The organism is Amycolatopsis sp. NPDC102522 (genome assembly GCF_055584485.1).
On sequence record NZ_JBVJLY010000014.1, the window covers coordinates 192,592 to 213,287 of the forward strand.

The window sequence follows — 20,696 nt, forward strand, 5'->3', positions numbered from 1 at the left end:
GGCCTTGAGGGTGCGGTGCCGGCGCCCCTGCCCCGCCCAAGTACGTGAAGGCCCCCTTCATTGCGCTAGGCGCAATGAAGGGGGCCTTCACGTACTTGGGCTCGCGGTGAAGGGCGAGTTTCCTCGGCTGAGCCGAGTGAAGGGGTCCTTCACGCGCGTCCGCTGCGATCGACCGCAGCCAGAACCCAGTAGGTACCCAAGACGCCCTTGGGCCCTGACGACCCATCACAGTCACGAGGCCCTGTTGGGGCGGCGCCAGGGGTCGGTCGTGAGTGGCGAGGTGGACAACGACCCGCTCACGACTCGACCACGTATTTGCTGCCCTGGTTCCGCCGGTCCTTCTCGTACGGGTTGGTGGAGGTCGGCTCCGAAGGCTTCCTCGGTTCGAGGTTCGTCCGGTCGGTTCCGCCCGCTTCCTTGGCGGCGCTTTCCCGTTCGGTCGTCTCCGGATTGGGGTCGATCCTGTTCCGGTCCTTGGTGGCGTTTTCCCAGGCCGCGAACGTCTTCTTGAGATCGTCCGAGAGCTCGCCGTCCGTTTTGGCGTATGCCTCGGCCGCTTTCCTGAGCTGCTCACCGGCGAGAAGGAACCGCGCGCAACTCGTCCTCATGAACTGTTCGACGGCGTCGCGGATCTCCAAGGTCGTGTCGTCGCCTGTGCACGTCTGCTCGTCACGGCCCGCGAGGTGCCGGTCGGCGCCGTCGGCCCCGGCGAGGATCCGCAGTTGATCCGAATATCCCTGTGCCGCTTCGAAGCAGGTTTGCGCCACCCGCAGGAGGAAGTGGACCTCGACCTTGATCCCCTTGTACTTCGCGCGGTCGGTCTGGTTCGGCAGCGTGTTCGCGGTGAGGTCGTAGAGCTCGAGGTTGTAGCTGTGCACCCCCGCGATCGCCTTCTGCAGAGCCAGCACGTCCCCGCCGAAGTCGGCTTCGAGGCCGGACAACGCGTTGTGCTCATCCTGGATCGAGGTGGTGAGCTTCTGCAGGATGTCCTGGAGGGACATGGCGTCCTGCTCGACGCTGAGTCCCTTGACGACCCCGCCGACGAAGCCGGCCAGGGTGAGGACGGCGCCGGCCGGGCCGAGGACCTTCCCGCCCGCCTCGTTGACGGTGTTCACGACCTTGCTGAGTTTCGCCCCCGCGGACAGCAGGCTGCTCACGATCCCGTGGATCGCTTGCGTCCGGTCGACCTTCTCCAGGATCGCGTCCGCGGTGAAGACCTTGAGAGTGACCTTTTCGTCCAGTTTCTTGGTGGCCCAGATGATTCGTTTGACGATGTTGAGCCGGGTCGCCTGGATCGTCGCGGCGCGAGTCGAGTACAGGGTGGACAGGCTGGCGAGGATGAGTGCCTGGTTCAGCATGGTGGGCGCGATCGAGGCGAAGAACCCGGCCCGGAACTGCGCCGCGGCGAGCCCGGTCCACTGGATGAACCATTCCTCGTTCTCGCTGGTCGTACCGTCCAGCCACTCGACGTTCCGGACGACCGCGCCCTGCCCGAGCAGCTCGGTCACCCGCCCGTTCTTGTCGTGGAAGCCGAGGTTGCCGGCGACGTTCAGGAAAGTGTCGTGGGCGGTTTCGAGCTTCGCGAGGTCGGGCCCTTCCAGCTGCGGGACGAACTTGGCGACCTCCTGCCGCCGGTTCCACGCCAGCTGCTCGATCTGCGCCAGGTTGCGGTCGACATGGCACTCGACGGTCATCCCGGTCTGCGGGTTGTGACCGTCGCAGTGGACGTCCCGGAAGCTGCCGTGCATGCCGTCCTCGACCCACGTGAGGTACCCGCAGAAGTCCTCGGAGCCCGACAGGTGGCCGTACGCTTCGGCGGGCCACTGCCAGGCCCAGGGCTCCGCCGAGCACGGGACGGCGGGCGAGAGATGCGTCATGGCGTCGACGGCGTCTTCCGACCAGCGCTTGGTGAGCGCCTTGTGGAAGTCGTCCAGCGCGCCGTCCAGCATTCTCTTGTACTCGCTGAGACTGAGATACTTTTCGGCCATGGAGGCCCCCGCTTCCGCTCCCTGTGACAAAGGCAAGCGAAGTGTAACGGCGATGCCGGGTCTCCGCGCTCAAACCCGGAAAAAGCGAAGGGCCCGGACATCCCCATGTCCGGGCCCTTCGTCCATCCCCCTTGCCCCCTACCCCCTTGCCCCCTGCCACCGGATCGCGTTTAGCGGGCTAAACGCGATCCGGGGCGGGCGGACGCCGCGTCCCCTGCGCGCGACGTCCGCCCCCGATCAGGATTCGCCCGGCTGTTCCGGAGTCAGGAGCCACGCGGCGGCGTAGAGCGGGATCGCGAATCCGGCGGTGAAGAAGATGCCCGCCACGAGGGCGATGCGCAGGATCGCGGCGTCGACGCCGAGGTAGGCGGCCCAGCCGCCGGCGACGCCCGCGAGCATCTTGTCGGTCCGGCTGCGGTAGAGCTTCTTGGTGGCCTGAGGGGTGTACACGCTGTTCGTCATGGATCGATGTTCGCCCGGGGCAGACCCCCGGCACATCGGGGAACGGCCCTGGGACGACCCTGGAATCCGACCCTGAGACCCCGAAAATCGGATGCCCGCCGGGTGGGCGCGCCGGTATGACTTCTCAGGTGAAACACGACAGCCCCGAATTCGCCGCCATCGCCGAGCAGGGCACGATCCTGCGCTGCCAGGTCGGGTCCGGGCTGCACGGTACCGCCGTGCTCGGCCAGGACGACCGGGACGAGCTCGGCATCTGTGTCGAGCCGCCCAGCCACGTGATCGGCCTGAAGCGGTTCGAGCAGTACATCTTCCGCACGCAGCCCGAAGGCGTCCGGTCCGGTCCCGGCGACCTCGACCTGACCGTCTACTCGCTGCGCAAGTGGCTGCGCCTCGCGCTCAACGGGAATCCGACGGTGCTGCTGCCGTTGTTCGTGCCGGAAGCCGAGATCGTGGCGATCGACGAGCTCGGCGCCGAGCTGCGCGAGAACGCGCACCGGATCGTCTCGCGCCGCGCGGGCCTGCGGTTCCTCGGCTACTCCCGTGCCCAGCGCGAGCGGATGCTGGGGCTGCGGGGCAAGGCGGGCAGGCCGGAGCTGATCGAGAAGTACGGCTTCGACACGAAGTTCGCCATGCACATGGTGCGCCTCGGAGTGCAGGGCGTGGAGCTGCTGGAGACCGGGCGGATCACGCTGCCGGTTCCCGAACCGTGGCTGTGCTGGCTCCGGGATCTGAGGCAGGGCAAGAAAACCCGCGAGGAGGCACTGGAGGCGGCCGAATCCCTTGAGCGCCGGCTCGACGAGCTGGTGCGCGGGGCGTCGCCGCTGCCGGACGAGCCGGACACCGGCTGGGTCGACGCTTGGCTCGTGCGGGCCTACCTGAGGGCGTGGAAGATGCCTTGATGACGATCAAGGCGAAAGCGCTCATCTTCGGGGTCGCGGTGCTGACCGTGCTGGGAATCGGCACGGCCGGCGCCGCGCCCGAAGGTCAAGGCGCGCAAAGCAGGCTCGACGTCGTCCAGGCGCGCGGCGAGATCCGCGTGTGCTCGACGGGGGACTACCGCCCGTTCACCTATCGCGACGCCGCAGGCGTGTGGAGCGGGATCGACATCGACCTCGCGGGCGATCTCGCCCGGCGGCTCGGCGTCCGACTCCAGTTGGTCCAGACCACCTGGAAGGCGCTCGCCGACGACGTCGGGCGGAAATGCGACTTGGCGATGGGCGGGGTGTCGGTGACCCTGGACAGGGCGAAGAAGGGCTTCTACACCGTTCCCTATCTCCGCGACGGCAAGACACCGATCACCTTGTGCGAGAACGAAAAACGATTCCAGACACTGGAACAGATCGATCAGCCGGGCGTCCGGGCGATCGTGAACCCGGGCGGTACCAACGAACAGTTCGCCGACGCCAACCTCAAGCGGGCGACCATCGTGCGGCATCCGGACAACAACACGATCTTCGCCGAGATCATGGCGGGCCGCGCCGACCTGATGATCACCGACGCGACCGAAACCCGTTGGCAGGCAAAGCAGAACCCGCGGTTGTGCGCGGTGCATCCCGACGAGCCGTTCACTTTCTCGGAGAAGGCGTACCTCCTGCCGCGCGACGTCGTGTTCAAGGAATGGGCCGATCAGTGGCTGCATCTCGCGCTGAACGACGGTACCTACGCGCGCATCGCGAAGCCGTGGCTCGGCTGAAATCGGTTTGAACCACTTTCGTTATCCGGCCGTATCTCTGGATGTGGGTGAGGAGGAACCAGACCGGAGGAACACGGATGATGAACAGCGCCGGGAAACACCGCAAACGGGCGACGATCGGCATCGCGTCCGTCCTCGGGGTGGCCGCGATCGCCGCGGCGATGTTCGCGGTCAGCACTCCGGACGGACAGGCCGCGGAAAGCTGCCAGGGACTGGACACCGCCCTTCGGAACAACCTCGACTTCATCGCGGACCAGCAAGCGAAGCCGGACGCTCTTTCCGAAGCGCGGATCGGGAACCGGCAGGCCGTCGTCGACCTCATCCAGCAGCGCCGCCAGGCCGCGAGTTGCACCGAGGACGTGCGGGCCGACGGCGGGAAACAGGAGCAGGACAAAGCCGCCGACGAAGCGGAGAAGGCCGCCGAAAAGGACGCCGGGATGAACGACGCCATGGCGGGCGAGGACGAAGCGGCCATGCAGGGTGACGCGGCCATGCAGAAAGACGCGGCGGCCGGGCAGGACGACGCGGCCGCGGGGGGCGGCGAGGTCGTCTGTCAAGGCTCCACGGTGACGCTGTCCGGCGAGGGCGGCGCGCCCGCCGCGTCCAGCGGCGAGTTCCCCGAGGGCACCAAGCTGAAGGTGACGAACCTGGACAACGACAAGTCCACGACCGTCGAGGTCACCGGTACTTCCGGCAGCTGCGCGCTGCTGAACAACGCGGCCTTCGAACAGGTCCGCGAACCGGGCAAGTTCCTGATCCGCCGGGCCACCATCGAGCGGGTCGGCTGAGACACCCGCACCGGATCGGGGAAGCGCGGACAGATCCGGTGCGGCGGCGGCACGAGTCCTCCTGGTCCCCTCGGCCGGGAGGGCTCGTGGTCGTTTGTATCTCGCTTGTACGCCCTTTCGGGACGCTTCTCGCGAAACGCCGAGAAAGGACATTCTGATGAGACTCAGACGAGTGGTCACCGCGGCCGCCACCGCGTTGCTGGGCATGGCCGGGCTGGCGATCACCGCGACGTCGGCCGAAGCCGCCGTCGGGCCGCGTCCCAACTTCCAGCTTCCGTTCCCCTGCAACCAGGTGTGGAACGGCGACAACGACAACAGCAGCGCGCACCGGGCGTACGAAATCGACTTCAACCGCGGCGGTTCCGCGGGAGCGGACCTGGGCGACACGGTCGTCGCGGCGGCGGCGGGCAAGGTGGTCACCTCGGCGCACCAGGGTTCGGCGAACGGCTTCGGCAACCTGGTGAAGGTCGACCACGGTGGGGGATGGTCGACCTACTACGCGCATCTGAAGGTGCGTTCGGTCGCGGTCGGCGCGCAGGTCGCGCAAGGGCAGAAGATCGGCGAGGTCGGCAACACCTCCAAGCCGGGCAACAACATCAGCCCGCACCTGCACTACGAGGTCCGCACCAACGACGCCCTGTGGCCCGACAACATCAAGCCCGCGTACTTCAACGGCGCGAAGTTCGGCTACCCCAACGCCAACGTGACCTCCAAGAACACCTGCAGCGGCAGCGGGAACCCGAACCCGTACGACGCCGTCGAGGTGTGCGGCGACGGCTACAAGGTGATCGACTCGCAGGCGCTCGGCAGCGCCGCGACCACGTACCTGCTGTACAACGGCACGAGCAAGAACAACTGCGTCACCACCATCAAGTCCACGTCGGTCGGTGCGGCCAGCGCGGTTTCGGCCTTCCTCGAAGTGGAAGGCGCGGCCAGGAAGACCGATTCCGGCAGCTTCGAGTACTACGCGGGCCCGGTGAGCGCGGCCGCGGGCGCGAAGTGCGTCAAGTGGGGCGGTTCGGCGGGGTCCTCCAGCTATGAATCCCCGCTGGAACACTGCGGCTGATCTTCTCTCGAACGCTATGAACGGCCCGTTACTCGCAAAATTTGCGAGTAACGGGCCATTCATAGCGTCCCCAGGTGGGCGCGGACGCGGGTGAAGCGGGACTCCCAAGCCGCGCGGATGTCCGGATCGGCGGCGTGAGCAGCGAACAGGTCGGGCCCGGGAGCCTGAAGCGGCACCGGCAGGCGTCCGTCCACAGGAGACAGTGAAGTCCCGCAGACGTCACCCGTCAGCAAGGACATCGTGCCCAGTCCGCAGGCGAAGTCCAAAGTGGGCAGTGCGCCCGCGAGCGCCAGTCCGGCGGCGAGCCCGACGCTCGTCTCGACGGCGGAGGACACCACGCACGGCAGGCCGCAGGCTTCGGCCACCTCCAACGCCCGCCGGACCCCGCCCAGCGGCGCGACCTTCAGCACGGCGATGTCGGCCGCTCCCGCGACGGCCACCTTGAGCGGGTCCTCGGCCCGGCGGATCGATTCGTCCGCGGCGATCCGCACCCCGACCCGGCGCCGGACGCCGGCCAGCTCTTCGATCGACGGGCACGGCTGCTCGACGTATTCGAGCCCGCCCGCCGCGCGGTCCAGTTCGCCGATGGCCTTGATCGCGGTGTCCACGTCCCAGGCCGTGTTCGCGTCGACGCGAATCGCGCCTCCCGGACCCAGCGCCGACCGCACCGCCTCCACCCGGGCGCAGTCGTCGGCGAGGCTCACCCGCGGGTCGGCGACCTTCACCTTCGCCGTGCGGCAGCCCGACGCGGACACGAGTTCGTACGCCTTCTCCGGGGACACCACCGGGACGGTCGCGTTCACCTCGACGCTCTCCCGCACCGGCGACGGCCACCCGCGTTCGCTCGCCTCCAGCGCGGACGCGAGCCACGGCGCGCTTTCGGTGTCGGAGTAGTCGGAGAACGGGCAGAATTCGCCCCAGCCCGCTTCGCCGTGGATCAGCAGTCCTTCACGGACGGTGATGCCGCGGAACCGTGTGCGCAGGGGGATCGAGTAGACGTCCATCGGCACCGATCATGCCACCGGTGGAATCGCGTGCCGTTTCGCACGATTCCGGACAGAATGAGCGACGTGGCACTCGACTTTCGCGTGCTGGGACCCACCGAGGTCACGGCCGACGGGCTGCCGGTGCCCTTGGGCGGCAGCAGACCGCTCATCGTGCTGGCAGGCCTGGTGCTGCGCGCGAACACGGTGGTGCCGGTCGAGGAGCTGGGCCGCTGGCTGTGGCCGGACGATCAGCGCCGGTCCAAGGGCGCCCTGCAGACCTACATCCTGCGGGTCCGCCGCGCGCTCGGCGACGAGGTCACCATCCGCACCGAACGCGGCGGCTACCTGCTCGAACTCGACGAGAGCCTGCTCGACCTCGCCCGTTTCCGCGCCTCCGCCGCGGCGGGAGCGGAGGCCGCGGCGGACGGTGACCTGCGTCAGGCCGCCGATCGGTTCGCCGCCGCGCTGTCCGAATGGCGCGGTCCGGCGCTGCAGAACGTCCACTCCGAAGCGCTGCTTCGGGACGAAGCCGACCAGCTGGGCGAAGAGCGGCTTCGTGTCCGCGAGCAGTGGGCGGACGCGCTCATCGCCCTCGGCGATCACGCCACCGTCGTCCCCACTCTGACCAGGCTGTGCCGCGAGAACCCGCTGCGGGAGCGGCTGCACGAGCAGCTGATGATCGCGCTCTACCGCTCGGGCAGGCAGGCCGAGGCGCTGAACGTCTACCGCCGGATCGGCGCGGTGCTGGCCGAAGAGCTCGGCCTCGACCCCGGCGCGTCGTTGCAGCGGGCGCACCAGGCGATCCTGACCGGCGAAGAGTCCGTCGAGACCACCTTGGATTCCGAGCTGACGCGGTACCGCCTCGGCGCCGAACCGCTGATCCCGCGTCAGCTTCCGGCGGATCTCCGGGTGTTCTCCGGCCGCCAGCGCGATCTCAAGGCGCTGCACGGACTCGTCCCGGAAGCGCTGGAAACCGAGTGGTCGACGTCCATCGCGTCGATCGAGGGCATGGGCGGCATCGGCAAGACGACGCTCGCCGTCCATTTCGCGCACGAGGTCGGAGAACGCTTCCCCGGCGGTCAGGTGTATCTCAACCTGCGCGGATACGGTCCAGGAGAGCCGGTCGAAGCCGCCACCGCGCTCGAAACCATGCTCGTGTCCGTCGGTGTCCCCGCCGACCGGATCCCCGCCGACGTCGACGGCCGCGCGGCGACTTGGCGCACCTACAGCGCCGGCCGCCGGATGCTGATCCTGCTCGACAACGCCGCGAGCACCGAGCAGATCCAGCCGCTGCTGCCCGGCCCCGGCTGCCTGGTGCTGGTGACCAGCCGCTGGCAGTTGCAGGCGCTCGTGGCGACCCACGGCGCGAGGCGTGTCGCGCTGGAGGAGCTGCCGGACGAGGACGCGATAGCCCTCGTCGCTTCGACGATCGGGCTGGACCGGGTCACCGAGGATCCCGAGGCCACGGAACGGTTCATCCGGTACTGCGGCGGGCTGCCGCTGGCCATCCGGATCCTCGCGGTGCGGGCGGCGCAGTTCCCGGATCTCGCGCTGAGGGAATTCGTCCGGCTGCTCGAAGCCGAACAGGACAGGCTGGACTCGTTCGACCTCGCCGACGGCGACGAGACGAACATCCGGGCCGTCTTCTCGTACTCGTACCGCGCGCTCGACGAACGGGCGGCGCGGCTGCTGCGGCTGCTCGGCCTGCCCACCGGCGGCGACTTCAGCGTGCCCGCGGCCGCGGCGGTGGCCGGGGTCCCCATCGCGGAAGCACACATCGACCTGGCGAAACTGGCTTCCGCGCATCTGATCGCGCGGTCCAGACCAGGTCGATACCAGTTCCACGACCTGATCCGCGCCTACGCGGCTGAACTCTCGGCGGAAATCGACGGGCCCGAGGCGCGGACGGCAGTGCTGGACAGGCTGCTCCACGCGTCGCTGGCCTCCGCGCTGAACGCGTCGAGGCTCTTGCGTTCGGACAGGCACTACCGGCTCGTCGAGCCGGAGCGGTTCGACGGCGCGGGGCTGAAGTTCGGGCACTACGAACAGGCGCTGGACTGGTTCGACGAGGAGGCGGGAAACCTCATCGCCGCGGTGAACGTCGCCTACCGGGAGCGGCGATTCCGGGAGTGCTGGCAGCTGGCATGGCTGCTCCAGTCGTACTTCATCGTGCGGGCCCGGTTGGAGGACTGGCGTTCGGTGTTCGGCGTCGCGCTCCGGGCGGCTCGCGATCTGGGGGACCGCTCCGGCGAGGCCGCCATGCTCAGCGGACTCGGAGTGGCCTGCGGGGTCGCCCGCCAGTACGAAGACAGCATCGCCTACCTCAAGCAGGTCGTCGAACTGCAACGGCAGGTCGGGGACCGGCAGGGGGAGGCGCGGGCGCTCTACAACCTCACGCTGGCCAGTCAGGACGCCGACACCGGATGGGAATACGGGACGCGCGCGCTGGCACTCATCCGGGAGTCCAACGTCGGCGCCGGCATGGAGGCCAGCGCGCTGCAAGCCCTCGGCGACATCTGCACCCAGGCCGGCCGCTTCGAGCAGGCGCTCGACTTCGCCGACCAGGCACTGGCGCTGGAGGCGCACGCGCTCCCCGACGAAGCCCGCTTCACCTTGCACACCAAGGGGACCGCGCTGGTCGGGCTCGGCCGCCACGACGAGGGCATCGCCTGTATGAAGCGGGCCGTCGAGATGTTCTTCGCCCACGGCGAGCTCTACGAGGCGGCCGACGTGCTGGCCCAGCTCGGCGGAATCCATCTGCGGTTCGGGGATCCCTCGTCGGCGCGGGACTGCTGGCTGCGTTCGGTCCGGGTGCTGACCGAACTCGCGCATCCGGACGCCGAGGACGTCCGCACGAAGCTCGCGTCGCTCATCGCCGGCCAAAGTTGAGCGAGGCACGGGCGCCCGGCGTGCCGACCCCCAGTAACAGCAGCACGCGAGTACGCCCGTGCCTCACGCGCCACCTAACAGGACACCGCTCACTGTGCGCTGACTGTGCAGCTCGCGCGGTTCAGACCAGGAGTTTCGCGAGGGCCATCGCGTTCTTCGGGGCCTCGCCCTCGACGTCATTGTCGAAGTAGACGTACGTGTCGCGACGCCAGCCTTCGATCTTGCGAGCCCACTGCTCGAGAGCCTTCTCGCTGTACCCGCTGACGTACAACTCCTCCGCGCCGTGCAGGCGGACGTACGCGAAATCCTCGCTCGTCATCTCGTCGACGAAAGGGAACTTCCCGGCGGTGTCGGCGACCACGAGCGCGATGCCGTGCTTCCGGAACAGTTCGAGGCTTTCGGGTTCGGCGAAGCTCGGATGCCGTACTTCGACGGCGTGCCGGAGCTTCCGGCGAGGCTTCGCGTCGGTGTGCGGTTCGGCCTTCAGCTTGTCGTCGTGCTCACCCGCGAGCTTGGCGGCGGCGTGACTGGTGCGCGGCAGCAGCTTGAAGAACGCCTCGACGCGCTCGGCGTCGAACGCCAGCCGAGGCGGCAGCTGCCAGAGGATCGGCCCCAGTTTCCGGCCGAGCGCCAGCACCCCGGACGCGAAGAAGTTCGCCAGCGGCGTCTCGACGTCGCGCAGTCGCTTCTGATGCGTGATGAAGCGGCCGCCCTTGACGGCGAAGACGAAGTCGTCCGGTGTCTGCTCGGCCCACGCCCGGTACCGCTCGGGCCGTTGCAGGGAGTAGAACGAGCCGTTGAGCTCGGCCGAGTTCATGCGACCCGCCAGGTATTCCAGCTCGCGCCGCTGCACCAGCCCGTGGGGATAGAAGTCCCCACGCCAGGACGGGTAGCGCCAGCCCGAAGTGCCGATCCTCAGCTCCGCGACGTCGATCACCGCCTTCCGATGCCCTGATTCCCCCTCTCCTCCCGGCGCAAACGCCCGCTCACGCCCACGAGAACCGCCACCGGCGGGTCTGGACCAGGTTGGCGGCGAACTCGCGCAGATTGCCCGGCTGACCGGCGAACGCGGGCAGGCAGAACGAACGGTGCTCGGCGGCGACCGTGAGCGCGCGACCCTGGGTGCGCGGCGGCGCGGCCACCGACAGCTCCATCGAGTCGAAACCCAGCACCGTGAGCGTCGCGCCGAAGCGGTCTTCCCAGCTGCGCAGGATCGCGGACAGCTCGTGGACCTGATCGGTCGCCTTGATCATGCCTGTCCAGCCGAGGATCGCCGGGATGTCGGCGGGCCGCTCCGTCTGCACCAGTGCGAGCCGGTGCTGCCCGCGCGCGGCCAGGATCGACCCGGTGTTGCCCGCCTCGGCCAGCGGATCCGCCCGGCGCGACGGACGGCGCGCGAGGCCGGGGAACTTCGCGCCGAACGGACGCAGGCAGGCGCCGTCGCAGCACGACGTGTCCCACCAGCGGGCCAGCACCTCGGCCGGGTCCACCGAGGAGATCCGGTGGTCGGCGGGGGCGAGCCTGCCGCGGTCGTCGAGCCAGTCCTCGCCGTTGGCCGCGAACCGCTGATCGTGCGGGATCAGCACCGGCCACAGCCCGGAGCGGTCGAACTCGGCGACACAGCCGGTGTAGCGCTCCGGCTTGGCCAAAGGCAGATCCGAAACCCAGATCCGGCCGTGCCACCGGCCGGGCGGCAGGGTCTGGACGGGCGGCGTACCCGGTCGGAACGGTGCGATCGTCATCGGCTTCCCCTCGAACTGGTGTTCGGTCAACTCTACCCGAACACTAGTTCGAAGCACCGACAGTTTTCGATACCCCGTTTGCGGGATTTCGGGACCGGCGCCCCAGGCGTCCCTGAAGTCACAGGCGCCACATCGGTACCGTCCACAGTGGACGCCGAAGTACGTGAAGGCCCCCTTCACTGCGCTAGACGCAATGAAGGGGGCCTTCACGTACTTTCAGCAGACCGCAGTCAGAGGACTAAACGCGAGGGGTCACATGGGGCGCAGCAGGTCGTCCGCGTCCACGATCCGGTACGCGTACCCCTGTTCGGCCAGGAACCGCTGCCGGTGCGCCGCGTACTCGGTGTCGACGGTGTCCCGCGAGACGACCGAGTAGAAGTGCGCCTGCCGCCCGTCGCCCTTGGGCCGCAACAGCCGTCCGAGCCGCTGGGCCTCTTCCTGCCGCGAACCGAACGTCCCGGAGATCTGGATCGCGACCGAGGCCTCCGGCAGGTCGATCGAGAAGTTGGCGACCTTCGAAACGACCAGCGTCCTGATCTCACCGCGCCGGAAAGCGTCGAAAAGCTCCTCGCGCTCCTTGTTCCGCGTCGCGCCCTGGATCACCGGCGCGTCCAGTTCGTCGCCGATCATCTCCAGCTGGTCGAGATAGGCCCCGATGACCAGCGTCGGCTCGCCGGGATGCCGGTCCACCAGCGTTTTGATCACCTTGGTCTTGGTGTCCGCGGTCGCCGCCAGCTTGTACCGCTCCTCGGCCTCGGCCGTCGCGTACGCGAGCCTCTCGGCGTCCGTCAGCGTCACCCGGACCTCGGTGCACTCCGCGGGCGCGATCCAGCCCTGCGCCTCGATGTCGCGCCACGGGACGTCGTACCGCTTCGGGCCGATCAGGGAGAACACGTCGCCTTCGCGGCCGTCCTCGCGCACCAGGGTCGCCGTCAGCCCCAGCCGCCGCCGCGACTGCAGGTCCGCGGTCATCCGGAACACCGGCGCGGGCAGCAGGTGGACCTCGTCGTAGACCACCAAGCCCCAGTCCCGCGAGTCGAACAGGTCCAGGTGCCGGTATTCGCCCTTGGTCTTGCGGGTGACCACCTGGTACGTCGCGATGGTGACCGGCCGGATCTCCTTCTTCTCCCCGGAGTACTCGCCGATCTCCTCCTCGGTGAGCGACGTCCGCGCGATGAGCTCCCGCTTCCACTGCCGTCCGGCGACGGTGTTCGTCACCAGGATCAGCGTCGTCGCCTTCGCGTGCGCCATGGCCGCCGCGCCGACCAGCGTCTTGCCGGCGCCGCAGGGCAGCACGACGACGCCGGACCCGCCGGCCCAGAACGCTTCGGCGGCCCTGCGCTGGTAGTCGCGCAGCTCCCAGCCGTCCTCGGCCAGCTCGATCGGGTGCGCCTCACCGTCGACGTAGCCCGCGAGGTCCTCCGCCGGCCACCCGACCTTCAGCAGCGCCTGCTTGAGCCGTCCGCGCTCGGACGGGTGCACGATGACGGTGTCGTCGTCGATGCGCGCGCCCAGCATCGGGCTGATCTTCTTGTGCCGGAGGATCTCCTCCAGCACCGCGCGGTCGATGGTCGACATGACCAGGCCGTGCGCCGGGTGATTGGCGATCTGGAGCCGCCCGAACCGGCCCATCGTGTCCACGATGTCGATGAGCAGCGGCTGGGGCACGGGAAACCGCGAGTACGTCGTCAGCGCGTCGACGACCTGTTCGGCGTCGTGGCCGGCCGCACGGGCGTTCCACAACGCCAGCGGCGTGATCCGGTAGGTGTGGATGTGCTCGGGCGCGCGTTCCAGCTCGGCGAACGGCGCGATGGCGATCCGCGCGTCGTCGGCCTGGCTGTTGTCGACCTCGAGGAGCACGGTCTTGTCGGACTGGACGATCAGCGGGCCATCGGTCACATCCTCCTTTATACGTTCCGGCCACACCGGCTCCCGTCGCGGCACCGCTGGTGGAAGGATGTGCCTTAGGTGAGGAGGAGGGGACTTTGACGACTACACCGACCGGCGGGATGCCCGAGTACGACCCGTTCAACGCGCCCGCGCCGCTGCCCGCGATGCCGGAGGTGGGGCCGCCGACGCCGTTCCCGAAGCCGCCGCCGATCAGCGTGCTGGCCAAGGTGTCCATCGTCTTCGGCGTCGTCGTCGCGCTGGGCGTGGGGAGCCTGGTCGCCTGGGGGATCTCGCAGTCGGGCAAGTTCACCACGGTCGAGGCGGGCAAATGCCTGTACCTGACCGACGAGGCGGGCGGCGCCCAGAGCTACACGACCACCAGCTGCACGTCGAGCCGCGCGACCTTCCGCATCGACGAGGTGCGCTCCGGCTCGTCCGGATGCCGTGATTCGGACTACGTCCAGTTCGAGCTGTACGGGAGTTCGTCGAGCAAGAAGGCCGAGAAGACGCTCTGTCTCGCGCTGAACGTCGAGACCGGGGACTGCCTGCGTGACGTCGTGCACGAGACGCGGATCGCGAAGGTCCGCTGCACCGACATCAGCGCGGAGGCGCGGGCCGTCGTGACGAAGGGGTCGTCGGAGACCGCCTGCTCGTCGGACGACACCGAGCTGCACTACACCGGGCCGCCCGAGCGCACAGTGTGCCTGCGGCCGACCGGCGAGAATATTTAAGAGCGGGGCACCATCGACTGGACGTCGAGCCGCGCGCCGAGCATGCCGGAGTTGTGCATCAGGTCGGCGACCCGCTGCAGCCGGATGCCGTTGAGGGAGACCGGGTACGACCCGAGCGAGATCAGCGACGCGGTGGTCCGGTCGATGTCGGAGAACGTCGGCAGCGCGTCGCGGACGACGGCCGGGTCGGCGGCCCGCACCTGCGCCTCGCCGAGCACTTCCCGGAAGGCCGCGAGCGTGCGGGCGTTGCCTTGGCCGAAGGAGCCTGTCGAGACGTAGGACGACATCGGGAAGTCCAGCGTCGCGCCGCGCGCGCCGTCGGCGAGGATGCTCGCCCCGAGTTCCTTCTCGGCCCTCGTGATGTACGGCTCGACCATCCACGCCGCGTCGACCTCGCCCGCCTGCAGCGCCTGCGGCATCCGGTCGAACGGGTTCTGCTTGAACTGAATCTTGTTCACGTCCACGCCCGCGGTCCCGAGCACCGAACGGGCCGCGAGCACGCCGACGTCGTCGAGCATGTTCACCGCGATCTTCGGTGCCTTCTTGAGCGTCGGCTCGGAGTAGTCGGAGCCGGGGAGTGTGACGAGCGCCATGGTGTTGCGGCCGGCGGTGTAGGCCTCGCCCTGCAACTGGAGCGCGGTCCCGGCCGCGGCGGCGCGGAAGATCGACACGTCGCTGGCGAAGGCCAGGTCGATCTCGCCCGCGGAAAGCTTGCCGATCGCCTGGTCGGCGGGAACATCGACGAGGGTCACGGCGAGGCCTGCGGCGGTGAACTTCCCTTCGGCGACGGCGACCCTCAAGGGTGCCGTGTCGATGGGGCTTCCGACACCGATGCGTAGTTCCGACCGTTCGAGTGGCGCGTCGCTGCTTGCGTCACCGCCGGAAAACACTCCGCAACCGGCTGTCGCCAGCAGAGCCGCTACCAGCGGAATCGCCAAGACGCGCATCTTCGTCACCGCTCACCTACCGAGAGAATGTGCTCCTCCTGCTGGATCGTATGGTCCGGGCCCCATACGATCGCGTGCGGGAGACGCCGGATTGCGCGGCTTTCGATCGTTCTCGAACCTTGTTACTCTACAGTAGGTTCGGGCTCTCGTCCCCGATGTCAGCCATGGGAAAGGGTCCCGTGGTGGGAAAAGGAAACCAGGTGGCCCGTCGCGACAAGCGTCCCCGTGGGGGCGACGCGGCGGAACGACACCCTCGCGTCGGTGGCCGTTGGCGGCTGCGGAACTGGCACCTGCGTACCAAACTCTTCGTGGTACTCCTGATTCCCGCGCTCGCGGTGGTCGCCCTCGTCGGGCTCCGGGTCAACTCGGATCTGCGGGATGCGCGGCAGCTGGCCGAATTCGCCACCCGCGGCCGGGTCGACAGCACCGTCGCCGAGGCCGTGCACCAGCTCCAGCGTGAACGGGACCTCACCGTCCGGTTCGTCGCGGGCGATCGCAAGGGCGACGTCTCCGAACTGACCGAGCAACGCAAACGCGTCGACGAGGCCATCGGCACTTTCGACCGCACGCTCGGCGAGAGCAAGAGCAGGCTCGGCGACAAGTCCGCGACCAGCCTGCAGCTGACCAGTGACCGCCTGCGCGTGCTGACCGGGCTCCGCTTTTCCGCGGAACACTCGGCTTTCCCCGCCGACGCGGTGCTGCGCTCCTACAGCGAACTGATCTCGGGCCTGCTCGACATCAGCGATTCCACCGCCGCCGACGTGTCCGATCCGGATCTGGGGAAGCTCCGCCTCGCGGGCAACGCGCTCGCGCGGATCAAGGACCAGATGTCGGTCAAGCGAGCGATCATGGCGGCCGCGCTCGCCCAGGGCGGCCTCAACCGGGACAGGACCCGCGCGCTGCTCGGCGCGGAGGCCGAACTCGCCGCCGCCCGCAACGACTACCGCACCTTCGCGACCCCCGAACAGCAGCGGATGTACGACGACACGGTCATCGGCCTGATCGTCGACATCGGCAACGACATGGTCGAATCGGCGCTCATCCGCGCCGAGAACAACCAGGGCCTCGGCGGGCTGGACCCGAACCAGTGGGACACCTCCGCCACCTACACGGTCAATCTGGCCCATCAGGTGCAGCAAGGGCTGCTCGTGCAGCTGCAGGAACGCACGGACGCCCTTGCGGCACAAGCGAGAACGTCCGCGATCTGGGACGGCGGCATCGTGCTCGCCGTACTGGTGATCGCCGGGGTGCTCTCGGTGATCATCGCGCGTTCGCTGTTGCGGCCGCTGCGGATCCTGCGCCGCAGCGCGCTCCAGGTCGCCGAACACCAGCTCCCGGCGGCCGTCCAAGGCCTGCTCAGTGATCCTGAGCCGCAGCCGGAGAACCTGCGACGGCGGCTGGCCGTCGCGCCGGTGCCGGTGTTCAGCCGCGAGGAACTCGGCCAGGTGGCGCGGGCTTTCGACGCGGTGCACGGCGAGGCCGTCCGACTCGCCGGGGAACAGGCCATGCTGCGGGAGAACATCAACGCGATGTTCGTGAACCTGTCTCAGCGCAGCCAGGATCTCGTCGAGCGCCAGCTTTCCGTGCTGGACCGCATGGAGGCCGACGAACAGGATCCCGACACGCTCGCCGGCCTGTTCGAACTCGACCACCTCGCGACGCGGATGCGGCGCAACAGCGAGAACCTGCTGGTGCTCTCCGGGACCGACGTCGTCCGCGAGGACGGCGGATCCGTCGTCGCCGACGAGATCATCGGCGCCGCGCTCTCGGAGGTCGAGCACTACCAGCGCATCGAACTCGGCGCGGCGCCCCGGATCGCGGTGCGCGGCGAGGCCGTCAACGACCTCGTGCACGTGGTCTCCGAGCTGCTGGAGAACGCGACCCGCTACTCGGACCGGAGCACGATGGTGCGGGTCGAGGGGCACGAGACCGAACGCGGCGAATGGCAGATCGAGATCACCGACCACGGCGCCGGGATGCCGCAGGCGGAGATCGACCGGACCAACACGCGGCTGGCGAACCCGCCGGACGTCGACGTCGAGGTCTCGCGGCGGATGGGCCTGTTCGTGGTCGCGACGCTGGCCGTCCGGCACCGCATCGACGTCCGCCTGCGGTCCGCAGACGGCGGCGGGATCACCGCGGTGGTCGTCGTGCCCGCCGGGCTCATCGTCGAAGCGCCGCGCCCCGCCCCGATGCCGGAACCCCCGCCCGTCGCCGCCACCCCCGAGCCGGAACCCGAACCGCCGCTGGAAGTCCCGCCGCTGCCCGAACCGGAGGAGAGCGACGCGGAGTCGCGGTTCGCGCCCGTGCTGGATCCCGGGCCGCTGCGGCGCGCGCCCGTCGTCGAACGCGAGAACCAGCCGGAGTGGCCTTCGTCGGACGACGACGCCGCCAACCATCTCGAACTGGACTCGCCGACCGAGCGGATGCCGAAGTACCAGAGCGTGCTTTCGCAGTGGTTCGACCACGGTGGCCCGCGCGAGGGGCCCTCGCCCGCCGAACCCGGCCCGCCCTCCTTGCCCTCGTTCGAGCCGGTGAAAGCGGCCGAGGCGAGCGCCGCGAGCCAGGAACCCGCGCAGGAACCGGACGAGCCGACCGAGCCGGCGCTCAAGCCGGTGGAACCGAAGGCTCTGGTGCCGAAAGAAGAGGCCCCGGAGCCCGAGCCGGAGCACGCTTGGCCGACGTCCGCCGAGCTGGAACAGGAGGACGGGGCGGAGGAGACGTGGCCGGTGCTGCCCGCCGTCGTCCCCGAGGCCCGGTCGCAGGACGACAGGCCGGAGAAGCCGCGAGGGGAGAGGCCGATACTCTCACTTTCCCCCGAAGCGGTTCGCGAACGGATGACCAGCCTGCAAGGCGGATTCCGGCGCGGTCGCCACGCCAGGGGTGAAGAGAACAACCCCTCGGATTGAGCGAATTGGAAGGTCCATGAGCCCGAAAACCGGCCTGCTGGAAGTGATCGCGCTGACCGCGGCGGACGCGGAGCGCGCACAGGAGGGCGGGGCCGATCGCCTCGAACTGGTCAGCGACATGGCCAGCGACGGTCTGACGCCGTCGGTCGGGACGCTGCGCGACGTGCTCGCCGCCACCGATCTTCCGGTGCGGGTCATGTTGCGAGACAACATGTCGTTCGCCGCCGGTGACCTCGACGGGCTGCGCGCGGACGCCGTACGGCTGATCGAAGCGGGCGCGCGGGAGTTCGTCCTCGGCTTCCTGGACCTGGAAAGCGAAATCGACGTCGACGCCTGCGAGACCCTGGTGAAGGAGCTCGACGGTCTGCCGTGGACGTTCCACCGGGCCATCGACCGCGCGCGGGACCCGTTGCGCGCCTACGACCAGCTGGCCGCGCTCGGGTGCGACACGGTGCTCGCGGCCGGGCATCCGCACGGCGTGGCGCACGGTCTCTCGGTCCTGCAGCGGCTCGCCCGGCGTGAGGACGGGCCTCAGCTGCTGGTCGGCGGCGGTCTGCGGGCCCAGCAGGTGCATCTGCTGCGGGCAGGCGGGGTGCGCGCGTTCCACGTCGGCAGCGCCGTCCGGCCCGGCGGCTGGGAGTCCGATGTGGACGCCTCCGCCGTGCGCGAGTGGGCGGCCCTGGTCAAGTGAACACCGGGTCAGGTCCAGACCACACACGGTGATATGAGGTTGCATCTTCAACTATCGCCGGGTGACGAGATACCGTGTGCGCCATGGCTACCCGCACCGTACGTGACGCGACCAGGGAACTGCTGCGCGAACTGGGCCTGACCACGGTTTTCGGCAACCCCGGCACGACCGAGATCGCCTTCCTCACGGAATGGCCGGACGACTTCACCTACGTGCTCGCGCTCCACGAGGCGTCCGTCGTCGCGATGGCCGACGGGTACGCCCGCGCCTCGCGACGGCCGGCGCTGGTGAACCTGCACTCCGCGGGCGGGGTCGGCCACGCGCTCGGGCACATCTTCACCGCCTATCGCAACAACGCGCCACTGATCATCCTGGCCGGCCAGCAGACCAGGTCGCTGCTGCCGGACGACCCTTTCCTCGGTGCCGTCGAGGCGACGAACTTCCCCAAGCCGTACGTGAAGTGGAGCTGCGAACCGGCCAGGGCCGAGGACGTCCCGGCGGCGCTGGCGCGGGCGTATCACATCGCGACGCAGGCGCCCATGGGTCCGGTGTTCGTCTCCGTGCCCGTGGACGACTGGGACGTCGAGACCACGAAGCCGATCATCTCCCGGCCGGCGATCCGCGGCTTCGCGCCCGATCCGTCCGCTGTGGACGAACTGGTGTCCGCCTTGGACGCCGCCGAGCGCCCGGCGATCGTGGTCGGCCCCGGCATCGACGGTGAAGGCGCCGTGCCGGACGTCGTCGCGCTGGCCGAGAAGGTGGGCGCCGGGGTCTGGGCGCCGCCGATGGGCGCGCGCAGCTCCTTCCCCGAGGACCACCCGCAGTTCTTCGGTTTCCTGCAGCCGGAACGAAAGATGCTCGCGAGCGCGCTGGCCGAGCACGACCTCGTGGTCGTCATCGGCGCGCCGGCGTTCACCTACCACGTGTACCGGGGCGAGTCGGAAACCGCGCTGCCGCCGCTGTTCCTGATCAGCGACGACGAGCAGATCCTCGCCAGGGCCGCCGAGGGCACCGGGATCCGGTCGACGCCGAAGCTCGCGATCCGCGCGCTCCTGGACCGGGCCGCGCCGCGGGAAGCGCCGAAGTCCCGTACCCGGCTGGAAAAGCCCGCCGCGGCCACGCCGATCACGCCGGGCTTCGCCTACGCCACGATCTCGGAAGTCCTGCCGGACAACGCGATCGTCGTCGAAGAGACGCCGAGCCACCGCAACGAGCTGCACGACCACCTGCCGATCAAGTCCACCGACACCGGCTTCCTCACCGTCGCCAGCGGCACCCTGGGCTACGGCCTCCCCGCCGCCGTCGGTGCCGCGCTGGCCCGCCCGGACCGCAAGGTCGTCGCCATCCTCGGCGACGGGTCGAGCATGTACTGCGTCCAGGCACTGTGGACGGCGGCGCAGCACAACCTGCCGGTGACGTTCGTGATCTTCGACAACTCGGAGTACGCCGCCGTGCGCATCCTCGGCGAGGCGGCGGGCGGCGAGAAGGTGCCGGGCGTCGACCTCGGCGGCATCGATTTCCCGGCGCTGGCGAAGAGCCTGGGCCTGGGGACGTCGGTCGTCGAGAAGGCCGAGGACCTCAAGCCGGTGCTGGAAGCCGCGCTGCCGGACGAGCACCCGCACCTGGTGCACGTCCGCATCGACGCGAACCCGCGCACGCTCTACTGACGAGCTGAAGGGCGCGTGGGTCAGGAGCTCTTGGCGTTCCAGACGCGTCGCGAAAGCCACTTTCGAGACATCTGGTGTCCCGAAAGTGGCTTTCGCGACATGTTGCGAGCAGCCAGGAGGGCTGAAGGCTCCAGCCCTGGGCCCAGGAAGTAGTGAAGGCCCCTTGGGTTCACGGGGTCGTTGCAACACCGATTGTGTTCGGAGGTTGTGATGGCTGGTCGTGTGTCGTTGGGGCGGGCTGTGCGGG

Annotated in this window: 16 protein-coding genes; 9 read left to right on the plus strand and 7 right to left on the minus strand. The window is 69.2% G+C overall.

Annotated elements, in window-relative coordinates:
- Positions 1 to 296: 296 nt before the first annotated feature.
- Positions 297 to 1,988 (minus strand): hypothetical protein, encoded by a 1,692-nt coding sequence (locus tag ACZ6YV_RS29165; RefSeq protein WP_465512635.1) that lies wholly within the window; start codon positions 1,986 to 1,988, stop codon positions 297 to 299.
- A 237-nt stretch (positions 1,989 to 2,225) separates the two neighbouring features.
- Positions 2,226 to 2,450, minus strand: a complete 225-nt coding sequence (locus ACZ6YV_RS29170; RefSeq protein WP_378244313.1) for a PspC domain-containing protein — start codon at positions 2,448 to 2,450, stop codon at positions 2,226 to 2,228.
- Between the two features lie 116 nt (positions 2,451 to 2,566).
- Here ACZ6YV_RS29170 and ACZ6YV_RS29175 point away from each other — a divergent pair, with 116 nt between their 5' ends.
- The 4 genes from ACZ6YV_RS29175 (at position 2,567) to ACZ6YV_RS29190 (ending at position 5,997) form a co-directional block, all read left to right on the plus strand.
- Complete coding sequence (locus ACZ6YV_RS29175) at positions 2,567 to 3,349, plus strand: nucleotidyltransferase domain-containing protein (protein ID WP_465512636.1); 783 nt, start codon at positions 2,567 to 2,569, stop codon at positions 3,347 to 3,349.
- Positions 3,349 to 4,143, plus strand: a complete 795-nt coding sequence (locus tag ACZ6YV_RS29180) for a transporter substrate-binding domain-containing protein (protein WP_465512637.1) — start codon at positions 3,349 to 3,351, stop codon at positions 4,141 to 4,143. The genes ACZ6YV_RS29175 and ACZ6YV_RS29180 overlap by 1 nt, the downstream gene beginning before the upstream one ends.
- A 77-nt stretch (positions 4,144 to 4,220) precedes the next feature.
- Positions 4,221 to 4,931: a hypothetical protein gene (locus ACZ6YV_RS29185; protein ID WP_465512638.1), complete on the plus strand. Its 711-nt coding sequence runs from the start codon at positions 4,221 to 4,223 to the stop codon at positions 4,929 to 4,931.
- A gap of 157 nt (positions 4,932 to 5,088) precedes the next feature.
- Positions 5,089 to 5,997: a M23 family metallopeptidase gene (locus ACZ6YV_RS29190; protein WP_465512639.1), complete on the plus strand. Its 909-nt coding sequence runs from the start codon at positions 5,089 to 5,091 to the stop codon at positions 5,995 to 5,997.
- Between the two features lie 59 nt (positions 5,998 to 6,056).
- Here the strand turns inward: ACZ6YV_RS29190 and ACZ6YV_RS29195 are convergent, their stop codons facing one another.
- On the minus strand, positions 6,057 to 7,001 hold the full coding sequence (locus ACZ6YV_RS29195; protein WP_465512640.1) for an o-succinylbenzoate synthase: 945 nt from the start codon (positions 6,999 to 7,001) through the stop codon (positions 6,057 to 6,059).
- A 57-nt stretch (positions 7,002 to 7,058) separates the two neighbouring features.
- On the opposite strand from ACZ6YV_RS29195, the gene ACZ6YV_RS29200 reads away from it, so the two are divergent.
- Positions 7,059 to 9,872, plus strand: coding sequence for an AfsR/SARP family transcriptional regulator (locus ACZ6YV_RS29200; protein ID WP_465512641.1), 2,814 nt, complete (start codon positions 7,059 to 7,061; stop codon positions 9,870 to 9,872).
- 121 nt (positions 9,873 to 9,993) lie between these two features.
- Here ACZ6YV_RS29200 and ACZ6YV_RS29205 read toward each other — a convergent pair whose 3' ends face one another.
- The 3 genes from ACZ6YV_RS29205 to ACZ6YV_RS29215 all read right to left on the minus strand — a co-directional run bounded on the left by ACZ6YV_RS29205 (position 9,994) and on the right by ACZ6YV_RS29215 (position 13,513).
- Complete coding sequence (locus ACZ6YV_RS29205) at positions 9,994 to 10,809, minus strand: DUF72 domain-containing protein (RefSeq protein ID WP_465512642.1); 816 nt, start codon at positions 10,807 to 10,809, stop codon at positions 9,994 to 9,996.
- 49 nt (positions 10,810 to 10,858) lie between these two features.
- Positions 10,859 to 11,614 (minus strand): DUF4253 domain-containing protein, encoded by a 756-nt coding sequence (locus ACZ6YV_RS29210; RefSeq protein ID WP_465512643.1) that lies wholly within the window; start codon positions 11,612 to 11,614, stop codon positions 10,859 to 10,861.
- A gap of 252 nt (positions 11,615 to 11,866) precedes the next feature.
- A complete protein-coding gene (locus ACZ6YV_RS29215; RefSeq protein WP_465512644.1) occupies positions 11,867 to 13,513 on the minus strand; it encodes a DNA repair helicase XPB in 1,647 nt (548 codons plus the stop codon).
- A gap of 86 nt (positions 13,514 to 13,599) precedes the next feature.
- Here ACZ6YV_RS29215 and ACZ6YV_RS29220 point away from each other — a divergent pair, with 86 nt between their 5' ends.
- Positions 13,600 to 14,235, plus strand: a complete 636-nt coding sequence (locus ACZ6YV_RS29220; protein ID WP_465512645.1) for an LppU/SCO3897 family protein — start codon at positions 13,600 to 13,602, stop codon at positions 14,233 to 14,235.
- Here the strand turns inward: ACZ6YV_RS29220 and ACZ6YV_RS29225 are convergent.
- A complete protein-coding gene (locus ACZ6YV_RS29225; protein WP_465512646.1) occupies positions 14,232 to 15,191 on the minus strand; it encodes an ABC transporter substrate-binding protein in 960 nt (319 codons plus the stop codon). The genes ACZ6YV_RS29220 and ACZ6YV_RS29225 overlap by 4 nt on opposite strands.
- Positions 15,192 to 15,382: 191 nt before the next feature.
- Between ACZ6YV_RS29225 and ACZ6YV_RS29230 the strand changes: the two genes are divergently transcribed.
- The 3 genes from ACZ6YV_RS29230 to mdlC all read left to right on the plus strand — a co-directional run bounded on the left by ACZ6YV_RS29230 (position 15,383) and on the right by mdlC (position 20,449).
- Entirely contained in the window at positions 15,383 to 18,091 is a 2,709-nt protein-coding gene (locus ACZ6YV_RS29230) for a sensor histidine kinase (protein ID WP_465512647.1), read from the plus strand.
- A gap of 16 nt (positions 18,092 to 18,107) precedes the next feature.
- Positions 18,108 to 18,782: a copper homeostasis protein CutC gene (locus ACZ6YV_RS29235; RefSeq protein WP_465512648.1), complete on the plus strand. Its 675-nt coding sequence runs from the start codon at positions 18,108 to 18,110 to the stop codon at positions 18,780 to 18,782.
- 83 nt (positions 18,783 to 18,865) lie between these two features.
- Positions 18,866 to 20,449 carry a benzoylformate decarboxylase gene (gene mdlC, locus ACZ6YV_RS29240; RefSeq protein ID WP_465512649.1) on the plus strand — a complete coding sequence of 528 codons (1,584 nt, stop codon included), beginning with the start codon at positions 18,866 to 18,868 and terminating at the stop codon, positions 20,447 to 20,449.
- Positions 20,450 to 20,696: the final 247 nt, after the last annotated feature.

Coding starts and splice junctions, on each gene's coding strand:
- ACZ6YV_RS29185 (WP_465512638.1), top strand. CDS start 4,221: ATGATGAACAGCGCCGGGAAACACCGCAAACGGGCGACGATCGGCATC.
- ACZ6YV_RS29170 (WP_378244313.1), bottom strand. CDS start 2,450: ATGACGAACAGCGTGTACACCCCTCAGGCCACCAAGAAGCTCTACCGC.
- ACZ6YV_RS29195 (WP_465512640.1), bottom strand. CDS start 7,001: ATGGACGTCTACTCGATCCCCCTGCGCACACGGTTCCGCGGCATCACC.
- ACZ6YV_RS29200 (WP_465512641.1), top strand. CDS start 7,059: ATGAGCGACGTGGCACTCGACTTTCGCGTGCTGGGACCCACCGAGGTC.
- ACZ6YV_RS29180 (WP_465512637.1), top strand. CDS start 3,349: ATGACGATCAAGGCGAAAGCGCTCATCTTCGGGGTCGCGGTGCTGACC.
- ACZ6YV_RS29210 (WP_465512643.1), bottom strand. CDS start 11,614: ATGACGATCGCACCGTTCCGACCGGGTACGCCGCCCGTCCAGACCCTG.
- ACZ6YV_RS29175 (WP_465512636.1), top strand. CDS start 2,567: ATGACTTCTCAGGTGAAACACGACAGCCCCGAATTCGCCGCCATCGCC.
- ACZ6YV_RS29235 (WP_465512648.1), top strand. CDS start 18,108: ATGAGCCCGAAAACCGGCCTGCTGGAAGTGATCGCGCTGACCGCGGCG.
- ACZ6YV_RS29165 (WP_465512635.1), bottom strand. CDS start 1,988: ATGGCCGAAAAGTATCTCAGTCTCAGCGAGTACAAGAGAATGCTGGAC.
- ACZ6YV_RS29190 (WP_465512639.1), top strand. CDS start 5,089: ATGAGACTCAGACGAGTGGTCACCGCGGCCGCCACCGCGTTGCTGGGC.
- mdlC (WP_465512649.1), top strand. CDS start 18,866: ATGGCTACCCGCACCGTACGTGACGCGACCAGGGAACTGCTGCGCGAA.